The sequence below is a fragment of the Arthrobacter sp. StoSoilB13 genome (assembly GCF_019977255.1).
Lineage (GTDB): Bacteria > Actinomycetota > Actinomycetes > Actinomycetales > Micrococcaceae > Arthrobacter.
Genome location: NZ_AP024647.1, coordinates 1,990,617 through 2,008,154, shown reverse-complemented (window position 1 = coordinate 2,008,154; position 17,538 = coordinate 1,990,617). Strand labels below are relative to the sequence as shown.

Below are 17,538 nucleotides of genomic sequence, written 5' to 3'. Positions count from 1 at the left end.
TATGAGTGCAGTGGTTGCACAACCATCGGGCGCGAGTTCTCCGAGGAAGGTCGCATTCGCGAGCCTCATCGGCACGACTATCGAATGGTACGACTTCTTCATCTACAGCACCGCGGCGGTGCTCGTTTTCAACCAGCTCTTCTTCCCCGGCTTCGACCCCACCACCGGGACCTTGCTTGCATTCTCTACTTTCGCGGCCGGCTTCGTCGCGCGTCCCATTGGCGCGATTGTCTTCGGTCACTTCGGGGACAGGGCAGGCCGAAAGCCGATGATGGTCCTCACCATCCTGATCATGGGCATTGCCACCGTTGCGATCGGACTGTTGCCCACATATGACGCGATAGGCGTGTTCGCCCCTGTGTTGCTGGTGGTACTGCGGCTGACTCAAGGGTTCGCACTCGGCGGCGAATGGGGTGGTGCGGTGCTGATGGCTACCGAACATTCCCCGAACGGCCGGCGGGGCTATTTCGGTAGCTGGCCCCAGGCAGGCGTCGCCGTGGGGCTGATCCTGGCCATGACGTTGTATATCCCCTTGGAATCGATGTCAAAGGACCTGTTCATGGCCTGGGGGTGGCGGGTCCCGTTCCTGCTTAGTGCGGTACTGGTCATCACCGGCCCTGGTTATTCGCATGAAGGTCGCGGAAAGTCCGGAGTTTGATCGAGTCAAGGCTGAGCACGGCGTTGTGCGTCTGCCTGTAGTCGAGGTACTTCGGACACACCCCAAGCAGGTGTTCCTTGTGGCCGGCGCCAGCCTGGCACCGGGAATCTTCTTCTACCTGATCACCGTGTACAACTTTGTCTACGCGGGGAAGTCAGGCGAGCTGGATTCGACGTCGATGTTGGTCCTGGTGATCGTAACCTCTGCCATTGGCTTCGTGGTTACCCCGCTCGCCGGTGCTCTCTCAGACAAATTCGGCGGACAACGGGTGTACCTGTGGGGCCTTGCGCTCATCGTCATCGTTGCCTTCCCGCTGTACTTTGCGTTGGACGGGGGTACTTATGGCTTCATCGCCGTGTGCTACGTTGCCGCAACGGTAGCCGTATACATCCCATGGGCACTGACGCCGGCATACTTCTCCACTGCCTTTGACGCAAAGGTCCGCTACAGCGGGCTGTCACTGGCTACAACGCTCGGAAATCTTTTCGGCAGCGCCATTGCTCCTCTTATTGCCGGTGCCCTGTTCGCTGCGACAAAAGCGTCTGTCTCAACATCGCTTTACGTCTTCGTCGCCGGAACCGTGTCCATCATCTGCGCTCTTTTGCTCGGACGGGTCATCCGAAACAAGGCATCGCAGGTCCGGAGGCGCAGCAATGCAACGGGAGTTGACGAGGTCCCGACACCCACATATTCCGAGTGATTTGACACAAGCATTTCCAACAAAGGAAGGAACCACCATGAGCGGCAACGATCAAGAGTTCAAGACATTCACGCTGGAACGGGCAACACCCACCATTGGGGCGTATATCCATGGACTGGATCTACGGGAAAAGATCACCCCCGAATGCCGGGCGGAACTACGGGAAGCTTTCCTGGAGTACCAAGTACTGTTTCTCCGCGATCAGCAGATTACGCCCGATGATCAGATCGAATTCGCCAAGGTGTTCGGCGATCCCCAGGAAGTAAGCGCGTTCTTCCCCTCGCTCCCCGAATATCCGCACATTGAGGTGCTGGAGTCGCGTGGCCGCGCTGCGGGAACCGACGTCTGGCACTCGGACTTGACCTGGCAGGCAACCCCGAATTCGGCTACTTGCCTCCATGCCCAGGAAATTCCGCCGTGCGGCGGCGACACGCTCTGGGCAAGCATGACCGCAGCGTATGACGCTCTGCCGGAGAACGTGAAAAGCGTCATTGACGGGCTTGAAGGAGTGCACGACTGGGAAAAGGAACTGACCGCCGTTGTCCGCCAGGGTCCCGATGGTGAGGCTCGCTATGAGGAGACCCGCCGTAAGTATCCACCCATGACCCACCCCGTAGTGCGTAAGCATCCGGAAACCGGCCGCAAGCTCGTCTATGTCAACGCGTTGTTCACCACCCGGCTCACGGGTGTTTCTTCGCAGCTGGGGGACTCGTTGCGAAACATGCTCACCGACCTCGCCAGAACCCCGGAATACCAGGTTCGTTTCCGTTGGGAGCCGAACTCCCTGGTGATCTGGGACAACCGGTCGACCCAACACTACGCGGTGGGGGACTACCACCCGCACTACAGGCTGATGCACCGGGTCACGCTGAAGGGCGACCGCCCGGCGTAGGGGTTGTTGGAGCCGTGCCGGGCGGCCCCTTGTGGGGCGCCCGGCACGGCTAATAGGGAATACAGGTTTTGTCCGGCGACGGTGCCGTGACAGAGCCCTACCGGGTAAAGGCGAAAGAAGGCTGACCAATGCGAGGCCAAAAATTAGGGGCGGGGCTTATAGCCCAGAGCCAGTCCGCCCTTCCACCATTTGTTTTGCATCGGCCTACTTCGCTGGGAGAGGCAGTGGCTCTTACCCGGCAACATCCAGAAGCTGTGATTGCGGCGGGTTGTTCGGATCTCGTGGCGCAATTCCGCGAGGGATTAGAGCCGGAGGTTCTGATTTCCGTCCAACGAATCAAGGAATTGCGGGCAATATCGAATGAGGACGGGCTGCTGCGCATTGGTTCCCTGGTGAGCCACGCTGAAGGCAGCAGAAGCCCGGAAATACTGTCAACCGTGCCCGCGCTGGCAGCAGCGTGGGGATCAATTGCCACAGTTCGAATCCGCTATCGCGGCACCCTCGGAGGAAATCTCCTTGCCCGCCGCTATCGATACGAAATGCCTGTCATTCTCTCGGCCTTGGGTGCGCAGATGCAGTTTCAAGGCGGAGACATTGCAGCCCTGCCCGTCTCATCGCTCTGGGATCGGGACCCTGGCAACGTAGGTATTCTGACCGCCGTCACCGTCGGTACCCCGTCCCTGCTGTGGTTCGGTTACGAGCGGTCAATGCGCCCGCTCAGCACGGTGTCCCTCGCGGTCCGAAAGAACCCACAGGCCGGCCTTACCGTCACTGCCGTCTGCGGCAGTGAGTACCGGCAGCCTTTTGTGCTGTCACACACCGCGGAGGCGACTGCCATCACCGAGCTTGACCCGGCCTTTGTGGGCGAGGTCCTGGCGGCTCAGCTTCCGGACGAGGCGGGCGACTACTCAGGATCCATCGACTACCGGCGACACCTTGTGGGCGTTCTCTGCCGCCGTCTTCTTGCCGATGCAACCGGTAACCAAAGGAAAGGATAGTCAGCCATGAGCCTTGAATCACCGGAACCAAGCCAGGAAACATTCACCCACAAAGTTGAATTTGAGCTGAATGGAAGCCCGGAAAGGCATTCTGTTCCCACGAGTACTACGGTCTTGGATTTGCTGCGCAACAGCTGCGGTAAGCAAGGCGTCCGTGCTTCGTGTGAGCGAAGTGTCTGCGGTGCCTGCACTGTTTTGGTTGATGACCTTCCCGTGGCTGCGTGTTCCACGTTCGCCTTCGACATTGACGGTGCTCGTGTTGAAACGGTTGAGGGTTTGGCTGCCCAAGACGGCACTTTGAGTGCCCAGCAGCAGGCATTCAGGGAATGCGGCGGCTTCCAATGCGGCTTCTGCACATCCGGCATGCTGATGGTGACCACAGCGCTGTTGCGGCAAAATCCGCAACCGGACCGGGAAGAGATCCGGGACTGGATAAGTTCGAACACCTGCCGGTGCACGGGTTACGAGATGGTCCTGGAATCCGTGGAGCGTGCCGCGGAACTGGCTGGGGCCAAGCAGCAGGATCAGGCGCCCGAATGAACGGGATCGTGATTCCTTTCACGCCGAACGATTCGCCGATCGTCGGACGCGACCGCCCACGCCTGGACAGCACCGCCAAAGTCACCGGGCGCGCCATCTACACAGTGGACATCGAGAGGCCCGGGATGCTGCACGCGAAGGTCCTGCGGAGCCCGCACGCGCACGCCCGGATTCTCAGCATCGACGCTTCGGCCGCCCGCTCCCTGGCAGGAGTTACTGCCGTGGTCACCCGCGAGGAAATCCATGGATTGCATTCCTACGGTACTTACGTCAAAGACCAGCCGATTGTTGCCACAGACGCGGTCCGCTACGTTGGCGACGTCGTTGCTGCTGTGGCCGCCGTGGATGAACGCACCGCTTTTGCGGCCTTGGATTTGATTCGGGTTGAGTATGAGCCACTGCCGGCGGTCTTTGATTCAACAGCAGCAATGGATTTATCAGCCCCTGCAATTTTTCCCGATCAGCCCTTTGCGGCTTATCCCGAGTATGGCGATGGCGCCTCGGGCGCGGCACACACCGCCCACAACGTGAGCTACGAATTCCGCTACGAAACGGGGGAGGAGAGCATCTGGGCTGATTGCGACTACATCTTCGAGGACACCTTTACCTTCTCCCGGATGAACCACATGCACCTCGAGCCCTTTGCCACCGTTGCCGAGGCAACAGCGACTGAAATCGAAGTGTGGACCTCTACTCAAAGCCCTTTCCCCATGCGCAAGGAACTGGCCAGGGTTTTTGGGCTTCCTGAAAACGACATCCGGGTCAACGTCCCGCTCCTGGGCGGCGGATTTGGAGCTAAGAACGGCCCAAAAACGGAGGCGATCGCTATCCGGCTTTCGCAGTTGTCGGCTGGGCGGCCGGTTCGCTACTGCATGAGCACCGAAGAAGTCTTCCTGACGTTGAGCCAGCATGACGCCATCCTCACGGTTAAGTCCGGGCTTAAGGCAGATGGCGAGTTCATGGCGCGCAAGTCCCGGGTGCTGCTCAATGGTGGAGCTTATGCGGATGCCAGTCCGCTGGTGGCAGAGAAAGCCGGGTATCGGATGCCCGGAGCCTACCGCTGGAAACGGATAGATTCCGTCTGCCAGGCGGTGATCACCAACACCGTCCCTGCCGGCGCCTACCGTGGTTTCGGCGCAACCCAGGCCACTTGGGCCAGTGAACGCCAAGTTGACCTGATCGCCGAGCGGCTGGGGTTCGATCCTCTGGAGCTTCGACTCAAGAACGCCAAGGAATTGGGTGAGGAGTTCGTTCCAGGAGAAACTCCCATCGATTCGGATCTTAAGCTTGGCCTGAACCTGGTGGCCGACGCTATCGGTTATCGCAACCGCCCGCGCTCAGGCAACCGTGGCATGGGAGTTGCTATCGGCATCAAAGATGGTGGTGGCGTCAACAAGCCTGCCCAAGCCAGGGTCAAGGTGACCACCAATGGCGATGTCTTTCTAAATTGTGGCTTGGTGGAGATGGGCCAGGGCGGCCATTCGGCGCTGTGCCAAATTGTGGCCGAGACGCTGGCATGCGATCCGAAGGTGGTGAAATATGCCGCAATTGACACCGACAACACCCCTTTCGACCAAGGCACCAACGCCTCATCCGGCATCGCGGTCATGGGTCATGCAGTGCTTCAGGCTGCTGAGCGGGTGAGGAGTTCCGTGTTGGACATGGCGGCAGAACACCTGCTGCTGGACCGCCAATCGATCCGCCTGGACAACTGGCACATCGTTGGCGCTGACGGCACCACCTATGAGCTCCCGCCGTTGATTATGGACAGATTCGGCGGAACAGGATTCGAGTTCACTGCGGACGGCTACTTCAAGGTCCGTTCTTCCAGCAGCGCACCCCTGGAAGCACCCTGCATGTTTTGGGAGATCGGTTGGGCAGCCGCGGAAGTGGACGTTGATCCGGAAACGGGCCGGGTGGAGATTTTGCAGCTGGTTGTCAGCGGAGACGCCGGCAAGGTGGTGAACAAGCTGGGTTGCCGCGGCCAGGACGAGGGCGCAGCGGTCTTCGGATTGGCCCAGGCACTCTTCGAGGAACTGCGGTACGACGACGGCGAGCTGCTTAACGGCGAGGCGCTCCTCTACCGGGTACCGCTGGCCGAGGACATTCCCCGGCGCTTTTCCTCCATCACCCAGGAGCAGGGCCATGGGGCCGGACCTTTTGGGACCAAAGGGATGGGCGAGGGTGGCATGCTTCCCATTGCGCCGGCGATTGCCCAGGCCATCGCTGACGCCACCGGGGCACAGCTCACGTCGTTGCCCATGACGCCTGAACGGGTCTACAACGGCATCCGCGCTGCACGTGCGCGCCAAGGTCGGGCTCACCGAAATGCGTGAGGTGATGGAAAAGCTGGAGGAAGCGCTGCTGACCGGTCAGCGGCTCGCCTTGGCTACGGTGGTCCGCACGGAAGGTTCAGCACCGCGGGCCGTCGGAACGTCCATGCTCGTCACCGAAGACGGATCGCCGGTGGGCTCAGTTTCGGGTGGATGCGTAGAGGCAAGTGTGATCGAGACGGCAGCCGATGTCCTGGCCAGCGGGGTCCCGGAGCTCCACAGTTTTGGCATTTCAGACGACGACGGTTTCGGCGTCGGTCTGATGTGCGGCGGCAGCGTTGAGATTTTCGTCCAGACGTACGATCCGGCCGCCTGCCCGCATTTCGCTTCATTGCAGCGGGCAATGGATGAGAACCTGCCCTGCGCCATGGTCACCATCTTCGACGGCGAACCGGGCTTTGCGGGTCGATCCGAATTGGTCCCGCAAAATGCGGACATCGAAGAGCTGTTTGAAGGTACCGCCCTTGTTCCCGATGCGGTCCGCGCCGCCGGGGACGCAGTCCAGGAGGCAATCGCCTCCGGAGTTACGACGTCGGTCCTTCTTCCGGCGGCCACCGGCACCGAAAAGCCGCTGTCCTTGTTGATCGATGTCTACCGTCCAGCCCGTAGGCTGCTGATCTTCGGGGCGATCGATTTCTCCGCCTCGCTGGCCCACATGGGGGCTTTCCTTGGCTTTCACGTCACAGTTTGTGATTCCCGTGCTGTGTTCGCGACGGCCGAGCGCATTCCTTCAGCCCATGAGATCGTGATCGACCAACCGGTGCGCTACCTGCAGAAAGAAATTGCCCGGGGAAGGCTGGCCACTGATGCCGCCATCTGTGTGTTGACGCATGATGCCAAATTCGATGTTCCGGTCCTTGATGTAGCCCTAAGACACGGTTTCGCGTACATCGGCGCCATGGGTTCACGCCGAACTGCCCAAGACCGCAGGGAGAGGCTGATTGGCTTGGGCCACACGGATCAGTCGATGGCGCCGCTTCGCTCGCCGATCGGACTGGACCTTTCCGCTTCCACGCCCGCTGAAACGGCGGTTTCCATCATGGCGGAGATCATCGCCGCCAAGAACCAGACCTCAGGCCTGCCGCTGGCGCACACCAGCGATCCGATCCATAAAGGCGCGCTGGAGCGCGCAGGTTATCAGCTGCGCCCGGCCGGCCAGCCGCCGTCGTTCTGTTATTGAGGCTTCCCCCGGAGTCGGTTGATGCCAAATTAACTTAAGACCTAAATATCTTGACAGAAAGTATCTTACTACTGATATTCTTTTCCTATGACGTAGTTCACATGAATTCACGGCCTGGGCATAACAGACAGATGAACGGAAGCTGAAGATGAGTACGGACAGCCTTGATACGCGGGATGAAATCTATGTGGGCGGCGTCTGGACCCGAGGCGGCGGCGCGCTGATCGAATCGGTCAATCCCGCTACCTCTGAGGTTTTCGCCACCCTCCATGGAGCAACGACGACGGATGTGGACGCCGCTGTGGCTGCCGGCCTGAAAGCCGTGGAAGAGTCGGGATGGGCAAAGATGCTCCCTCACGAACGCGCTGCCGTCCTGCACCGCATCAGCTCGGCCATCGAGATCAACGCAGATCGCATTGCCGAACTGCAGACGCTGGACACAGGTAAGACACTCGTGGAAACCAAGGCGCTCGCCATGAGCGCGGCAGCAACCTTCCGGTTCACCGCGGCTGCACTGGAAACCATGGAGAATGCGCTGACGTCCCCTCGCGGGAACTACCTCAGCATGTCCACCTATGAACCGATCGGAGTCGTCGGGGCTATCACGCCTTGGAACTCGCCGATTGCCAGCGACGCACAAAAAGTGGCGCCGGCACTCGCGGCGGGGAACGCCGTCGTGGTGAAGCCGCCGGTCTGGGCTCCATGGGTTTCGCTGCTGTTGGCACGGATTTGTGAGGAGGGCCGGCCTCCCGGCAGGTCTGCTCTCTGTCCTTCCAGGCCCCGGCCGCGTCGTGGGCGACGCGATCGCGCGACACCCTGATGTGGGCAAGATTTCCTTCACGGGCGGGACTTCCACGGGGCGTCAACTGGGCCATATCGCAGCCGAGAAAATCATGCCCATCACCTTGGAGCTGGGCGGAAAATCGCCCACCATTATTTTTGCCGATGCCGACCTGGACCAGGCTGTGGCCGGCGTGCTTTATGGCATCTTCTCCTCGAGCGGTCAGAGCTGCATTGCCGGCTCTCGCGTCTTCATCCAGCGATCGGTCTACGACTCCGTTGTCGAAAGACTCGTCAAAGGTGCCGAAGCCCTGCGAATCGGACCAGGTACGGATCCAAGCACCCAGGTGGGGCCACTGGTCGCCCACGCCCACCGTGACGCCGTGGCCGGCATGGTTGAAGACGCGAGACTGGCCGGCGCCCGCATCCTCTGCGGCGGCACTGCCCCCAATGACTCCAGGCTGCAGGCCGGCGCGTTCTACGAGCCCACCATCATTGCCGGCGTGAGCAACTCGGACGTCATTTGCCAGGAGGAAATTTTTGGGCCGGTGGCAGTCGTCCTGCCATTTGATGATGAAGCCGATCTCGTCCTTCAAGCCAACGACAGTGTTTTTGGCCTGGCGTGCGGCATCTGGACCGCTGACTACCGCCTGGCCTGGAGAACAGCCCGGGCCGTTTCGGCGGGCACGGTCTGGGTCAACACCTACAAGCAGTTCAGTATCGCCACCCCGTTCAGCGGGCTTAAGGAAAGCGGTCTGGGCACCGAAAAGGGCCGGGACGGCATTCGATCCTATATGCACCAGAAGAGCATCTACATCGACCTCTCGGGTGCCTCCATTCCATGGGCCGCCAACTAGCTGGACCGGCTACCACCATCCTGCGTTCGAAAGGTACGTCAATGAATGCTCACCCCTACAGCCCCGCCTTTGTAGCCGGGGGATTCGGCTTTATCTCCGGCGCATTGTCGGTGGATGAACGTGGTATTGCCGTACCCGGACGCTCCGAAGCGCTGGTCGCCGCAGCCGCGAGGCTGGCCGAACGACTCGGATCCGTCGGTATGTCCTTGGAGGACGTCGTAAAAACCACGTACTTCGTCACCGACGTGACGCTGCGGGACGAAGCCAACAAGCACTACGAACTGCTGTTCGAGTCGCCCCGCCCGGCACGTTCGTTTGTGGAGGTGGCCTCCCTGCCTTACGGAGCCACGGTGGAAATCGAAGCAATCGCGCACCGGAGGAAATGAAGACCAATGAGTGTGGAAATTCAGAATCGCAGGATGGTGACTCCTGTTGGCGCCGAGCCGAAGGTGCTGACCCTCAGGGTGCAGCAGAAAACCTGGGAAGCCGACGGCGTCATCCGGATTACGTTTGTTGATCCCGCCGGGGCGGAGCTTCCGCAGTGGCTTCCAGGTGCCCACCTGAGCCTGCACCTGCCCAATGGGCTCACCCGCGAATACTCCTTGTGTTCGGACCCGGAAGACTCCACCAGTTGGACGGTTGCTGTGCTCCGAACCCCCGATTCCCGCGGTGGCAGCAGACTGATCCATGATGAGCTGCCGGTGGGAACGCTCATTAAGGTTGAGGGTCCGCGCAACAACTTCGAGCTTGAACATGCCGGGCGATATGCATTGGTAGCAGGCGGTATTGGCATCACCCCCATCATTTCCATGGTTCGGCAGTTGGAATCGGTCGGAGCTGACTGGTCACTGCTATATACCGGCCGGTCACGTTCCACCATGGCCTTCCTGTCAGAGATTTCAGGCCTGCCCCGGCATCGGATCAGTATTCACGCTGCCGACGAAGACAACGGCAACTACGCGGATCTTTCACAGGCAGTCGGCTCGCTCCCGCCTGAAGCCCTGGTGTATGCCTGCGGCCCTGAATCCTTGATGCAGGGCCGTAGCCGGTGCCATGGCAGACGACTCGAAATTGAGGATTGAGCGGTTCAAGGCACCGGACATCGTGCCCGGACCGGAACTCGACCCGACAAGTTTCGACGTCATCTGCCAAAGCACTGGCCAGCGGATCGCCGTCGGGCCCGATGTTTCAGTTCTGGATGCACTGAACGACGCCGGCATGAACGTTCCCAGCTCATGTGCAGAGGGCATCTGCGGAACCTGCGAAACCGGGGTCATCGAGGGGGACGTTGAGCACCGTGATTTCCTCCTCTCACCGGCCGAGCGGGCAGAGAACAAATCAATGTTTGTCTGCGTCTCACGTTGCCGGTCCCGGGAACTCATTTTGGATCTCTAGCACGAACATCACTCGACTGAAGGTTGATTTCCCATGAACTATTTCTCAGCAGAGCCTGTCTGCAATCTGCGGTCGCTGCGTTCTGTGTCCCTGAAAGTGCCCGATACCCGGCCAGCGAAGGACTTCTACCATGAAGTCTGGGGCCTCTCCACTGTGGAGGAGGACACAGACAAATTTTGGCTCCGCGGAACGGGTTCCGAACATCACATCCTGAGGCTGGAAAAGGGCGAGCAGAACGCCCTGGGTGGTGTCTCCTTCGCTCTGGCCACGCCACAGGACGTTGACCGTGCAGCCACTAAGCTCAACGCCCTGGGGATTCCCCTGTTCCGTGAGCCCGGTCCTTTGGATGATGCTGCCGGCGGCTACGGTCTTCAGCTGATTGACCCTGAAGGCAGGCTGGTGGAACTTTCCGCCAATGTCCACGCCGTAGTCAGCCAGGAGCCGGCCGGTCGGCGGGCCCTGCCACGCAAGATCGCCCATGTGGTGCTCAATACCGTGGATATTGATCGTGCCACGGCCTTCTATACGCAGGTGCTGGGGATGCGGATTTCAGACTGGTCCGAGCACCAGATGGCCTTCCTGCGGTGCAACAGCGAGCACCATGCCATCGCGTTCAACCAGGCTCCCTGGACCTCGGTCAATCACGTGGCTTACGAGATGCAGAGCATTGATCACTTCATGCGCGGCATCGGTAACCTGAAGCGACACAACATCGCGCCTCAGTGGGGGCCGGGCCGGCACGGTCCCGGCGACAATACCTTTTCGTATTTCACGGACCCCTCTGGCCTGGTGTGCGAATACACTTCCGAAGTTGCCCAGGTGGATGAGGACAGTTGGCTGTGCCGCACGTGGGAGCGGACGCCGGAACTCTCCGACCAATGGGGGACCGCGGGTCCGCCCACTTCCGCGGTCCGAAGCGCCATGGCCGGCATTCCGGATAGCGGGTACAGGTCGCTTGTAGTACCTGGGCGCGAGGATTACTTCTCAACGGTGGAAGCTCCTGCCGCAGAAAAAGCCCATGCGTAGCAGCTCCTTGCCGCCAGCCGCCGAAGCGGCGCCGATGGACACCGTTGCCGAACGCCGGAAATTTGTCCACGGGGTCTCCCTTGTTATCCGCGGGGAAGGGATCCCGGTCTTCCTCATGCACGGCATCGGGGGAGCCGCGTCCTCCTGTGGGGCTCTGGCCCAGTTGCTGAGCGCCCATGGATACCAGACGTTTTGCTGGGATGCTCCCGGCTACGGCGAATCGGCAGCGCCACCGAAAGGCTTGGATCATCCTGATTTGGTGCTGGACATCCTGGCCACCTTGAATCTGGGCCCCGCCCACCTGATTGGCACGTCATGGGGTGGCGTTATTGCTACCCGGATTGCGGCCCAAGCTCCGGAGGCAGTGAGGTCCATTGTGCTGGCGGACAGCACCCGCGGTTCGGGAATTACGCGGACAGCGGCGGAGCGCATGCTTGCCCGCGTTCCGGAACTGGCCGCCGTCGGTCCTGAAATTCTCGCGGCCCGACGATCGGCAAAGCTGGTCTCCCCATCCGCCCCGGCATGGGTGGCCGAAGCTGTTCGGGCGGACATGGCCGCCGTCCGCATGTCCGGCTTTGCGTCGGCCGCCGCCATGATGGCGCAGTGCGACACCACGGACCTGCTGCCCCGGCTGCGGATCCCGGCGCTGGTCTTGGTAGGCCAGGACGATGTGATCACTGGCGTGGCGGAATCCAAGGTCCTTGCAGAGAACATCCCCGGTGCTGCACTGCGCATCATTGCCGGTGCAGGGCACGCCGCCGTGCAGGAAAAACCGGAGGAGATGTCCGCTGCCATCCTCGCTTTCTGGGAGGGCATCCAATGACGCGCCTCGTGGTAGTTACCGGATCCGGGCGTGGGCTCGGGTTCGACATTGCCGAACGATTGGCAAGCAGTGGAGACCGAATAGTCATTGCCGAGAAGAACACAGACCTCGCCGAGCAGGCGGCTGCCACACTCCGCGGACGGGGCTTTGACGCGACGGCGGTCATCACCGACATCGCCGACAAAACCTCGGTGGCGGACCTGGCCGCTGCAGTCCAGCAGCTGGGCGGTGCGGATGCATTGGTCAACAATGCGGCATTGGCCGACGGCGTTGGCGGGGACACCTTTTGGGAACTGGACGAAGACTTCTTCCAAAGGGTCATGACCGTCAACGCCTACGGGACCTGGCTGGTCAGCAAACACCTTTACCCGCAGCTGGCACAAAGCCAGGCAGGCTCCATTGTCAACATCGCATCGGACGCAGCGCTTTACGGCTCCCCACGGCTGGTCCACTACGTCGGATCAAAGGGGGCTGTCCTGGCGATGACCCGGACAATGGCCCGCGACGCGGGACCAGCCGGAGTCCGCGTCAATGCCGTTGCCCCAGGGCTGACCCGGGTTGAGGCCACCGAGTCAGTGCCGGCCTCCCGCTACCGGCTCTACGAAGAGAACCGCGTCCTGCCCAGGGACCAAGAACCCAAGGACGTATCCGGCGTCGTCCAGTTCCTGCTGTCCGAAGCCGCAGGCTTCATCACCGGCCAGACCATCGTGGTGGACGGCGGCTTCGTGATGGGCCATTGAAGTCATTGGCCACTGAAGTCCTGCATTACTGAACCGCCCGCAGCGGAAAACCACTAACAAGGAGTCCCACAACATGGACCTGCAACTGAAGGACCGCACGGTGGTTGTCACCGGGGCGAGCTCCGGCGTCGGCCTTGCCACTGCCCGCTATTTGCTGAGCGAAGGTGCGCAGGTTGCTGCCTGTGCGCGCGATGCAGGCCGCTTGGCCGCAGCATTCGAGGAGTTTTCGTGGGCGGACAAGGACTCGATCTACCTTGCTTCGTGCGATGTCACCGACCAAGATGCCACGAACAGGTTTATCGCGGGCACTTTGGATCGGTTTGGTGCCGTTGATGGACTGGTCTGTAACGCTGGCCGATCCTTGATGGCAACGCTCCAGGAAACCACGGACCAGCAGCTGCGTGATGAGTTCAGCCTGAAGATTTTCGGCGTTTTGAACATGGTACGTTCCGCCAGATCTGCCTTGAATGCATCACCGCACGGCTCGGTGGTCAACGTCAATGCGATCCTCGCCCGGCAGCCCGAGTTACGCCTGGCTGCCACCTCTGCTGCCCGCGCCGCACTGCTTAACCTCACGCATTCCCTTGCCGAAGATCTGGCCGCAGAGGGAACGCGGGTGAATTCGGTCCTGCTCGGTCTGGTGGACACCGGGCAGTGGCGGCGTCGCTTCGAGGAAGCCGGCTCTGAACTCGACTACGAGGCGTGGAGTGCCGAAATCGCAGGTAACCGCGGCATCAAGCTGGGCCGTTTCGGCACGGCTGAGGAGGTGGCTTTCCATATTGTCTCCCTGCTTTCGCCCCTCAGCGGATACACCACAGGAGCAACCATCGACGTCGGCGGTGGCGTTGGGCGCTATGTCTAGCCAGCGGAACCTCATCAGGAAAGAGATCCAAATATGTCAGTGACACAAGAATCAACGGTCCCAAGGGGGCCAACGGGCGGTGACGTCCTGGTCCGTGTGATGCGCCGTCATGGCATCGATACGGCTTTCGGCGTGATCAGCATCCACAATCTTCCCCTCGTCGAGGCTGTGGACAGGGAGCTGAACTTTGTTGCCGTCCGCCACGAGGCCGCTGCAGTCAACGCTGCTGACGCTTATGCCCGTGCCTCGGGCAAAATCGGCATTGCCCTCACCAGCACGGGCACAGGAGCCGGCAACGCCGCAGGTTCCATGGTGGAGGCGCTCACCGCCGGAAGCCGTGTGCTGCACATTACCGGCCAGATCGACAGCGAATTCATGGGCAGCAACCGTGGCGTGATCCATGAGGTCCCGCGCCAATTGCAGATGCTCCACGCGGTCTCCGGCTATGCGCGCACCATTTTTAACGGCAAGGATGCCGAGGCGGATTTGGAGGAGGCAATCGCACACCTGCTCTCCTCTCCTCACACACCGGCCAGCATCGAGTGGCCTACTGATCTGCAGTACCTTGCCCACCCGGAGGATCAGCGCCCGGTTGATGCCCAGGTGAAGCCTTTACCCGATTACGACGCCGATGCTGTCGCCGAAGCCGTTCGGCTCCTGGCCGGTGCCAAGCGACCGCTGATCTGGGCCGGGGGAGGAGCGGCCGGCGCGGAATTGGAACTTGCAGCTCTGCTGCACCGTCTCGGCGCGGGATTGCTGACCAGCAACTCCGGCCGGGGCGTGGTTCCGGAAGACAACCATCTTGTCATCGGGAACTTCGCCACCACTCCCGCCGCAGTCCGGCTGATCGAACAATCTGATCTGCTGTTGAGTGTTGGCACGCACTTCCGTTCCAACGAGACGAAGCACTATTCACTCAAACTGCCCGGCACTCACATCCAGCTGGATCTCAACCCTGAAGCCGTGGGCCGGGTGTATCCGGCCACGGTGGGTCTGGTGGGCGACTCCCGCGCAATACTGGAAGCGATGATCACCCAGCTGGGTAGCCATTCCGTGGACCCCGGCTGGTCGCAACAGGTGAACGACGTCCGCCTCGAGGTACGGGCCGAGCTGACTGAGTACATCGGTGGCTATGCGGAAATCTGCCACAGCCTCAGGGAACGCCTGGACCGTAAATCCGTTATTGCACGTGATGTGACCATACCCTCCAGCCAGTGGGGCAACCGCCTGCTGGAAATGTACTCCCGCGAGACCAATATCTTTCCGCTGGGAGGCGGAATCGGCCAAGGTTTGGCCATGGGCATTGGAGCAGCCTGCGCCCGCCCGGATGTTCCCACGGTAGTTATTGCCGGCGACGGCGGCCTTGCCGTTCATCTGGGTGAACTCGCCTCCCTTGCCGGTTCAGGGGTCTGGTGCGTGGTGTTGGTCTTCAACGACGGCGGCTATGGGGTGCTGCGCAATATGCAGAAAGCCAACGGCTTCGCGGAGGCAGGAGTCAACCTGCACACACCGGACTTTGCTTTGCTCGCGCAGTCACTGAACCTGCCATTCTGGCAGGTGCGCGGCCCGGGGTCCTTTGACGCGGCCTTGGTCGAAGCGCTCGCGGTGCGGGGGCCAGCGGTGATCGAGATCGACGTCACCGCCTTGAACCCCGTACCGGGCGCATTCGTGCCGCCGGTGCATATTCCAATCCCACATCAGTAGAGGAGAAGGGGAGCACATGAAATCAAGTACGGAAGTAGATCCGCGCCCCGGCCATGCGCCAAGCGACACGATGGAACCCCACGATGTCATGCCACAGCATGACGTTATGTGCTTGCACGGTCGCGGGGGAGCAGGCGAATGGTTTGCCCATCAGCTTGACGCTTTGGGCGCCCGTGCCTGGGAACCCCGAATCGGCTTTAGCTTGGACGTTACGGGACCGCCTGGACAGATGGATGAGTGGGTTGAAGCCGCCTCGTCCGCGCTTCACGAGTCAACGGAAGGTCCTGCGCACATTCTGGCCACCGGAACAGCCGCATATGGGGCCATAACCCTCGCCGCGCTGCACCCGGAACAGGTCAAGAGCCTCATCCTCGGTGACCCGCTGGTGGACATGTCTGTCGACGGATTTGTGGCCACGCTCCGGCGGGTGCGGGCGCCGTCGTTGGTTATCGCCGCTGCGCCTGACATCGATACCGATATCTCTATTCCGCAAAGCATTGCCGGCGGCATCAGTAACGGGGTTTTCGTCATCATCGACAACACCGCCGTTCCAGCACATCAAAGCCGATCCCACTCATTTAACGAATGGAGCAGGTCATTCATGAATATCGCTGAAGGTCTGCACACTGTCACCGAAACACAGGAGGAACACAGTGCCTGAACAATATCTTGAAGCCAACCAGTCCCGCTTGGGCCCACCCAATCCTTATGAGCTGAAGCTGGCTGGGGCCCTGTCTGAGATTTTTGCCAGTGGCAGCCATGAACTGCCGGCAATCGTCTCGGGCCTGAACAATCTGGGCCTCCACGCCCCGGACGGTGAACCCTGGGATGAAACCCGATTCCGTTCCGAAATGCGACGACTGGGAGATTAGGACATGACAACTGCAACTGCAACTGCCACCGCAGCAGCCGGAGCCAGGGCCGGCAGGGCCAAGATCAAAACTGTTGTCGGTACGCGCCGCCAACTCGATGCCGCAGAGCTGGCTGCAACGGGATTGAGGGATCGCTGGTATCCCATTTACCCGTCGCGATTCGTGGGTCCAGGCGACATGGTTAAAGTCCGGCGGCTGGGCGTGGATTGGCTGCTGTTCCGTGACGCCAGGGGGCAAATCCGGATGCTGGAGGATCGCTGTCCCCACCGCAGCGCCCCTTTGTCCGTCGGCCAACACTTGGGGGACCGGGTGGCTTGTAAGTATCACGGCGTTCAAGTGGACGGACACGGCACGGTGGTTTCGGTTCCGGGCATGCCGGGCTGCGCTCTTGAGGGCAAGACAGTGACGGCGTCGTTGGCTGTGGAGGAAGGCGCTGACATGATCTTTGCCTTCATGCCCTTGACCGAGGACTCGGAGGTGACGGAGTTCAAGCTGCCCGACCGCCTGGACAACCCCGAGGTTTCCTGGTTCTCCAACTACGCGGAATGGAATAGTCCGTGGCGTTTCTACATGGACAACGTGTTGGACCCAATGCACGGTGCGTTCCTCCACCGTGACTCGCATTCGATGTTTGGCGGCGATACGAGTGCCCGCTTCCGCATTCGCGAGACCGATCGGGGATTCTTCTTCGAGAAGACCGATCAACGCGGCAAGAACTTTGACTGGGTGGAGTACTGCCGTGAATCCATGGATTACGTGGACCTGGAGATCCCGTACGCCGATTCGGCAGGGCCCCCGGGGGTTCTTTCGGGATCGTAGGGATGTCCACTCCCATCGATGCCCAGACCTCCGCCGTCTTCCATTGGCGGACCCGGACAGTTTCCGATTGGGAACGGGACGTCTGGCGATTCATGTATAAGACAACCCTTGAAGCAAAGCACTGGGTGGTCTTGGAGCAGGACCGGGAACTGTTGGAGGCGCTGGCTGCGGATGCCGATAAGGACGAGCACTTGTACCAGCACGATCTTGGGGTAGCCAGGATCCGTCGGGTCCATGATGCCGATGCCCAGAAGCAGGCGGCCATTCTCTCAGAGGGACTCGCCTAGCCCGTCCTTCAGGTTGGTGATTCCACCGGCCAATGGATGGATACAGCAAAGAGCCTGCAGCTTGAAAATCTT

General features: G+C 61.0%; 21 protein-coding genes. All 21 read left to right on the top strand.

The genetic code is table 11. The annotated features are described in order from the left end of the window. Position 1 precedes the first annotated feature (1 nt). Positions 2–658 (top strand): MFS transporter, encoded by a 657-nt coding sequence (locus tag LDP01_RS09380; RefSeq protein WP_224088665.1) that lies wholly within the window; start codon positions 2–4, stop codon positions 656–658. Continuing rightward, the gene (locus tag LDP01_RS09375; protein WP_224088664.1) at positions 630–1,358 is read left to right on the top strand and encodes an MFS transporter; all 729 of its coding nucleotides are present in this window, start codon (positions 630–632) and stop codon (positions 1,356–1,358) included. The genes LDP01_RS09380 and LDP01_RS09375 overlap by 29 nt, the downstream gene beginning before the upstream one ends. 37 nt (positions 1,359–1,395) lie before the next feature. Then, positions 1,396–2,250 carry a TauD/TfdA dioxygenase family protein gene (locus LDP01_RS09370; protein WP_224088663.1) on the top strand — a complete coding sequence of 285 codons (855 nt, stop codon included), beginning with the start codon at positions 1,396–1,398 and terminating at the stop codon, positions 2,248–2,250. Positions 2,251–2,378: 128 nt separating this feature from the next. Then, positions 2,379–3,248, top strand: coding sequence for an FAD binding domain-containing protein (locus tag LDP01_RS09365; protein WP_224088662.1), 870 nt, complete (start codon positions 2,379–2,381; stop codon positions 3,246–3,248). Between the two features lie 6 nt (positions 3,249–3,254). Then, a complete protein-coding gene (locus LDP01_RS09360; protein ID WP_224088661.1) occupies positions 3,255–3,788 on the top strand; it encodes a (2Fe-2S)-binding protein in 534 nt (177 codons plus the stop codon). Further along, on the top strand, positions 3,785–6,124 hold the full coding sequence (locus LDP01_RS09355; protein WP_224088660.1) for a xanthine dehydrogenase family protein molybdopterin-binding subunit: 2,340 nt from the start codon (positions 3,785–3,787) through the stop codon (positions 6,122–6,124). The genes LDP01_RS09360 and LDP01_RS09355 overlap by 4 nt, the downstream gene beginning before the upstream one ends. Then, positions 6,090–7,301 (top strand): XdhC family protein, encoded by a 1,212-nt coding sequence (locus LDP01_RS09350; protein WP_224088659.1) that lies wholly within the window; start codon positions 6,090–6,092, stop codon positions 7,299–7,301. Before LDP01_RS09355 ends, LDP01_RS09350 begins: the two co-directional genes overlap by 35 nt. A 148-nt stretch (positions 7,302–7,449) precedes the next feature. Beyond that, positions 7,450–8,121 (top strand): aldehyde dehydrogenase family protein, encoded by a 672-nt coding sequence (locus LDP01_RS23385; RefSeq protein WP_263433690.1) that lies wholly within the window; start codon positions 7,450–7,452, stop codon positions 8,119–8,121. Between the two features lies 1 nt (position 8,122). Continuing rightward, on the top strand, positions 8,123–8,938 hold the full coding sequence (locus tag LDP01_RS23380) for an aldehyde dehydrogenase family protein (protein WP_527249042.1): 816 nt from the start codon (positions 8,123–8,125) through the stop codon (positions 8,936–8,938). A 41-nt stretch (positions 8,939–8,979) separates the two neighbouring features. Next, the gene (locus LDP01_RS09340) at positions 8,980–9,324 is read left to right on the top strand and encodes a RidA family protein (RefSeq protein WP_224088658.1); all 345 of its coding nucleotides are present in this window, start codon (positions 8,980–8,982) and stop codon (positions 9,322–9,324) included. A gap of 33 nt (positions 9,325–9,357) precedes the next feature. Further along, the gene (locus LDP01_RS09335) at positions 9,358–10,020 is read left to right on the top strand and encodes a ferredoxin reductase (protein WP_224088657.1); all 663 of its coding nucleotides are present in this window, start codon (positions 9,358–9,360) and stop codon (positions 10,018–10,020) included. Next, on the top strand, positions 9,992–10,333 hold the full coding sequence (locus LDP01_RS09330; protein WP_224088656.1) for a 2Fe-2S iron-sulfur cluster-binding protein: 342 nt from the start codon (positions 9,992–9,994) through the stop codon (positions 10,331–10,333). The genes LDP01_RS09335 and LDP01_RS09330 overlap by 29 nt, the downstream gene beginning before the upstream one ends. Positions 10,334–10,366: 33 nt before the next feature. Beyond that, entirely contained in the window at positions 10,367–11,359 is a 993-nt protein-coding gene (locus LDP01_RS09325) for a VOC family protein (RefSeq protein ID WP_224088655.1), read from the top strand. Continuing rightward, entirely contained in the window at positions 11,352–12,182 is an 831-nt protein-coding gene (locus LDP01_RS09320; RefSeq protein WP_224088654.1) for an alpha/beta fold hydrolase, read from the top strand. Before LDP01_RS09325 ends, LDP01_RS09320 begins: the two co-directional genes overlap by 8 nt. Beyond that, complete coding sequence (locus LDP01_RS09315) at positions 12,179–12,922, top strand: 3-oxoacyl-ACP reductase family protein (RefSeq protein ID WP_224088653.1); 744 nt, start codon at positions 12,179–12,181, stop codon at positions 12,920–12,922. The genes LDP01_RS09320 and LDP01_RS09315 overlap by 4 nt, the downstream gene beginning before the upstream one ends. A 73-nt stretch (positions 12,923–12,995) precedes the next feature. After that, positions 12,996–13,784 carry an SDR family oxidoreductase gene (locus LDP01_RS09310; RefSeq protein ID WP_224088652.1) on the top strand — a complete coding sequence of 263 codons (789 nt, stop codon included), beginning with the start codon at positions 12,996–12,998 and terminating at the stop codon, positions 13,782–13,784. A gap of 33 nt (positions 13,785–13,817) precedes the next feature. Beyond that, positions 13,818–15,488, top strand: a complete 1,671-nt coding sequence (locus LDP01_RS09305; protein ID WP_224088651.1) for a thiamine pyrophosphate-binding protein — start codon at positions 13,818–13,820, stop codon at positions 15,486–15,488. 16 nt (positions 15,489–15,504) lie between these two features. Then, a complete protein-coding gene (locus LDP01_RS09300; protein ID WP_224088650.1) occupies positions 15,505–16,149 on the top strand; it encodes an alpha/beta fold hydrolase in 645 nt (214 codons plus the stop codon). Beyond that, complete coding sequence (locus tag LDP01_RS09295) at positions 16,142–16,360, top strand: recombinase-like helix-turn-helix domain-containing protein (protein ID WP_224088649.1); 219 nt, start codon at positions 16,142–16,144, stop codon at positions 16,358–16,360. Before LDP01_RS09300 ends, LDP01_RS09295 begins: the two co-directional genes overlap by 8 nt. A 3-nt stretch (positions 16,361–16,363) precedes the next feature. After that, the gene (locus LDP01_RS09290; RefSeq protein WP_224088648.1) at positions 16,364–17,179 is read left to right on the top strand and encodes a Rieske 2Fe-2S domain-containing protein; all 816 of its coding nucleotides are present in this window, start codon (positions 16,364–16,366) and stop codon (positions 17,177–17,179) included. 2 nt (positions 17,180–17,181) lie between these two features. Next, a complete protein-coding gene (locus LDP01_RS09285) occupies positions 17,182–17,466 on the top strand; it encodes a hypothetical protein (RefSeq protein WP_224088647.1) in 285 nt (94 codons plus the stop codon). Positions 17,467–17,538 lie beyond the last annotated feature (72 nt).

Excerpts from the sequence above, each read along its gene's own strand:
- LDP01_RS09370 (WP_224088663.1), top strand. The coding sequence starts at position 1,396 with ATGAGCGGCAACGATCAAGAGTTCAAGACATTCACGCTGGAACGGGCA.
- LDP01_RS09290 (WP_224088648.1), top strand. The coding sequence starts at position 16,364 with ATGACAACTGCAACTGCAACTGCCACCGCAGCAGCCGGAGCCAGGGCC.
- LDP01_RS09310 (WP_224088652.1), top strand. The coding sequence starts at position 12,996 with ATGGACCTGCAACTGAAGGACCGCACGGTGGTTGTCACCGGGGCGAGC.
- LDP01_RS09320 (WP_224088654.1), top strand. The coding sequence starts at position 11,352 with ATGCGTAGCAGCTCCTTGCCGCCAGCCGCCGAAGCGGCGCCGATGGAC.
- LDP01_RS09325 (WP_224088655.1), top strand. The coding sequence starts at position 10,367 with ATGAACTATTTCTCAGCAGAGCCTGTCTGCAATCTGCGGTCGCTGCGT.
- LDP01_RS23385 (WP_263433690.1), top strand. The coding sequence starts at position 7,450 with ATGAGTACGGACAGCCTTGATACGCGGGATGAAATCTATGTGGGCGGC.
- LDP01_RS09380 (WP_224088665.1), top strand. The coding sequence starts at position 2 with ATGAGTGCAGTGGTTGCACAACCATCGGGCGCGAGTTCTCCGAGGAAG.
- LDP01_RS09300 (WP_224088650.1), top strand. The coding sequence starts at position 15,505 with ATGAAATCAAGTACGGAAGTAGATCCGCGCCCCGGCCATGCGCCAAGC.
- LDP01_RS09340 (WP_224088658.1), top strand. The coding sequence starts at position 8,980 with ATGAATGCTCACCCCTACAGCCCCGCCTTTGTAGCCGGGGGATTCGGC.
- LDP01_RS09365 (WP_224088662.1), top strand. The coding sequence starts at position 2,379 with ATGCGAGGCCAAAAATTAGGGGCGGGGCTTATAGCCCAGAGCCAGTCC.
- LDP01_RS09330 (WP_224088656.1), top strand. The coding sequence starts at position 9,992 with ATGGCAGACGACTCGAAATTGAGGATTGAGCGGTTCAAGGCACCGGAC.
- LDP01_RS09355 (WP_224088660.1), top strand. The coding sequence starts at position 3,785 with ATGAACGGGATCGTGATTCCTTTCACGCCGAACGATTCGCCGATCGTC.
- LDP01_RS09315 (WP_224088653.1), top strand. The coding sequence starts at position 12,179 with ATGACGCGCCTCGTGGTAGTTACCGGATCCGGGCGTGGGCTCGGGTTC.
- LDP01_RS09335 (WP_224088657.1), top strand. The coding sequence starts at position 9,358 with ATGGTGACTCCTGTTGGCGCCGAGCCGAAGGTGCTGACCCTCAGGGTG.
- LDP01_RS09305 (WP_224088651.1), top strand. The coding sequence starts at position 13,818 with ATGTCAGTGACACAAGAATCAACGGTCCCAAGGGGGCCAACGGGCGGT.
- LDP01_RS09360 (WP_224088661.1), top strand. The coding sequence starts at position 3,255 with ATGAGCCTTGAATCACCGGAACCAAGCCAGGAAACATTCACCCACAAA.
- LDP01_RS09285 (WP_224088647.1), top strand. The coding sequence starts at position 17,182 with ATGTCCACTCCCATCGATGCCCAGACCTCCGCCGTCTTCCATTGGCGG.
- LDP01_RS09375 (WP_224088664.1), top strand. The coding sequence starts at position 630 with ATGAAGGTCGCGGAAAGTCCGGAGTTTGATCGAGTCAAGGCTGAGCAC.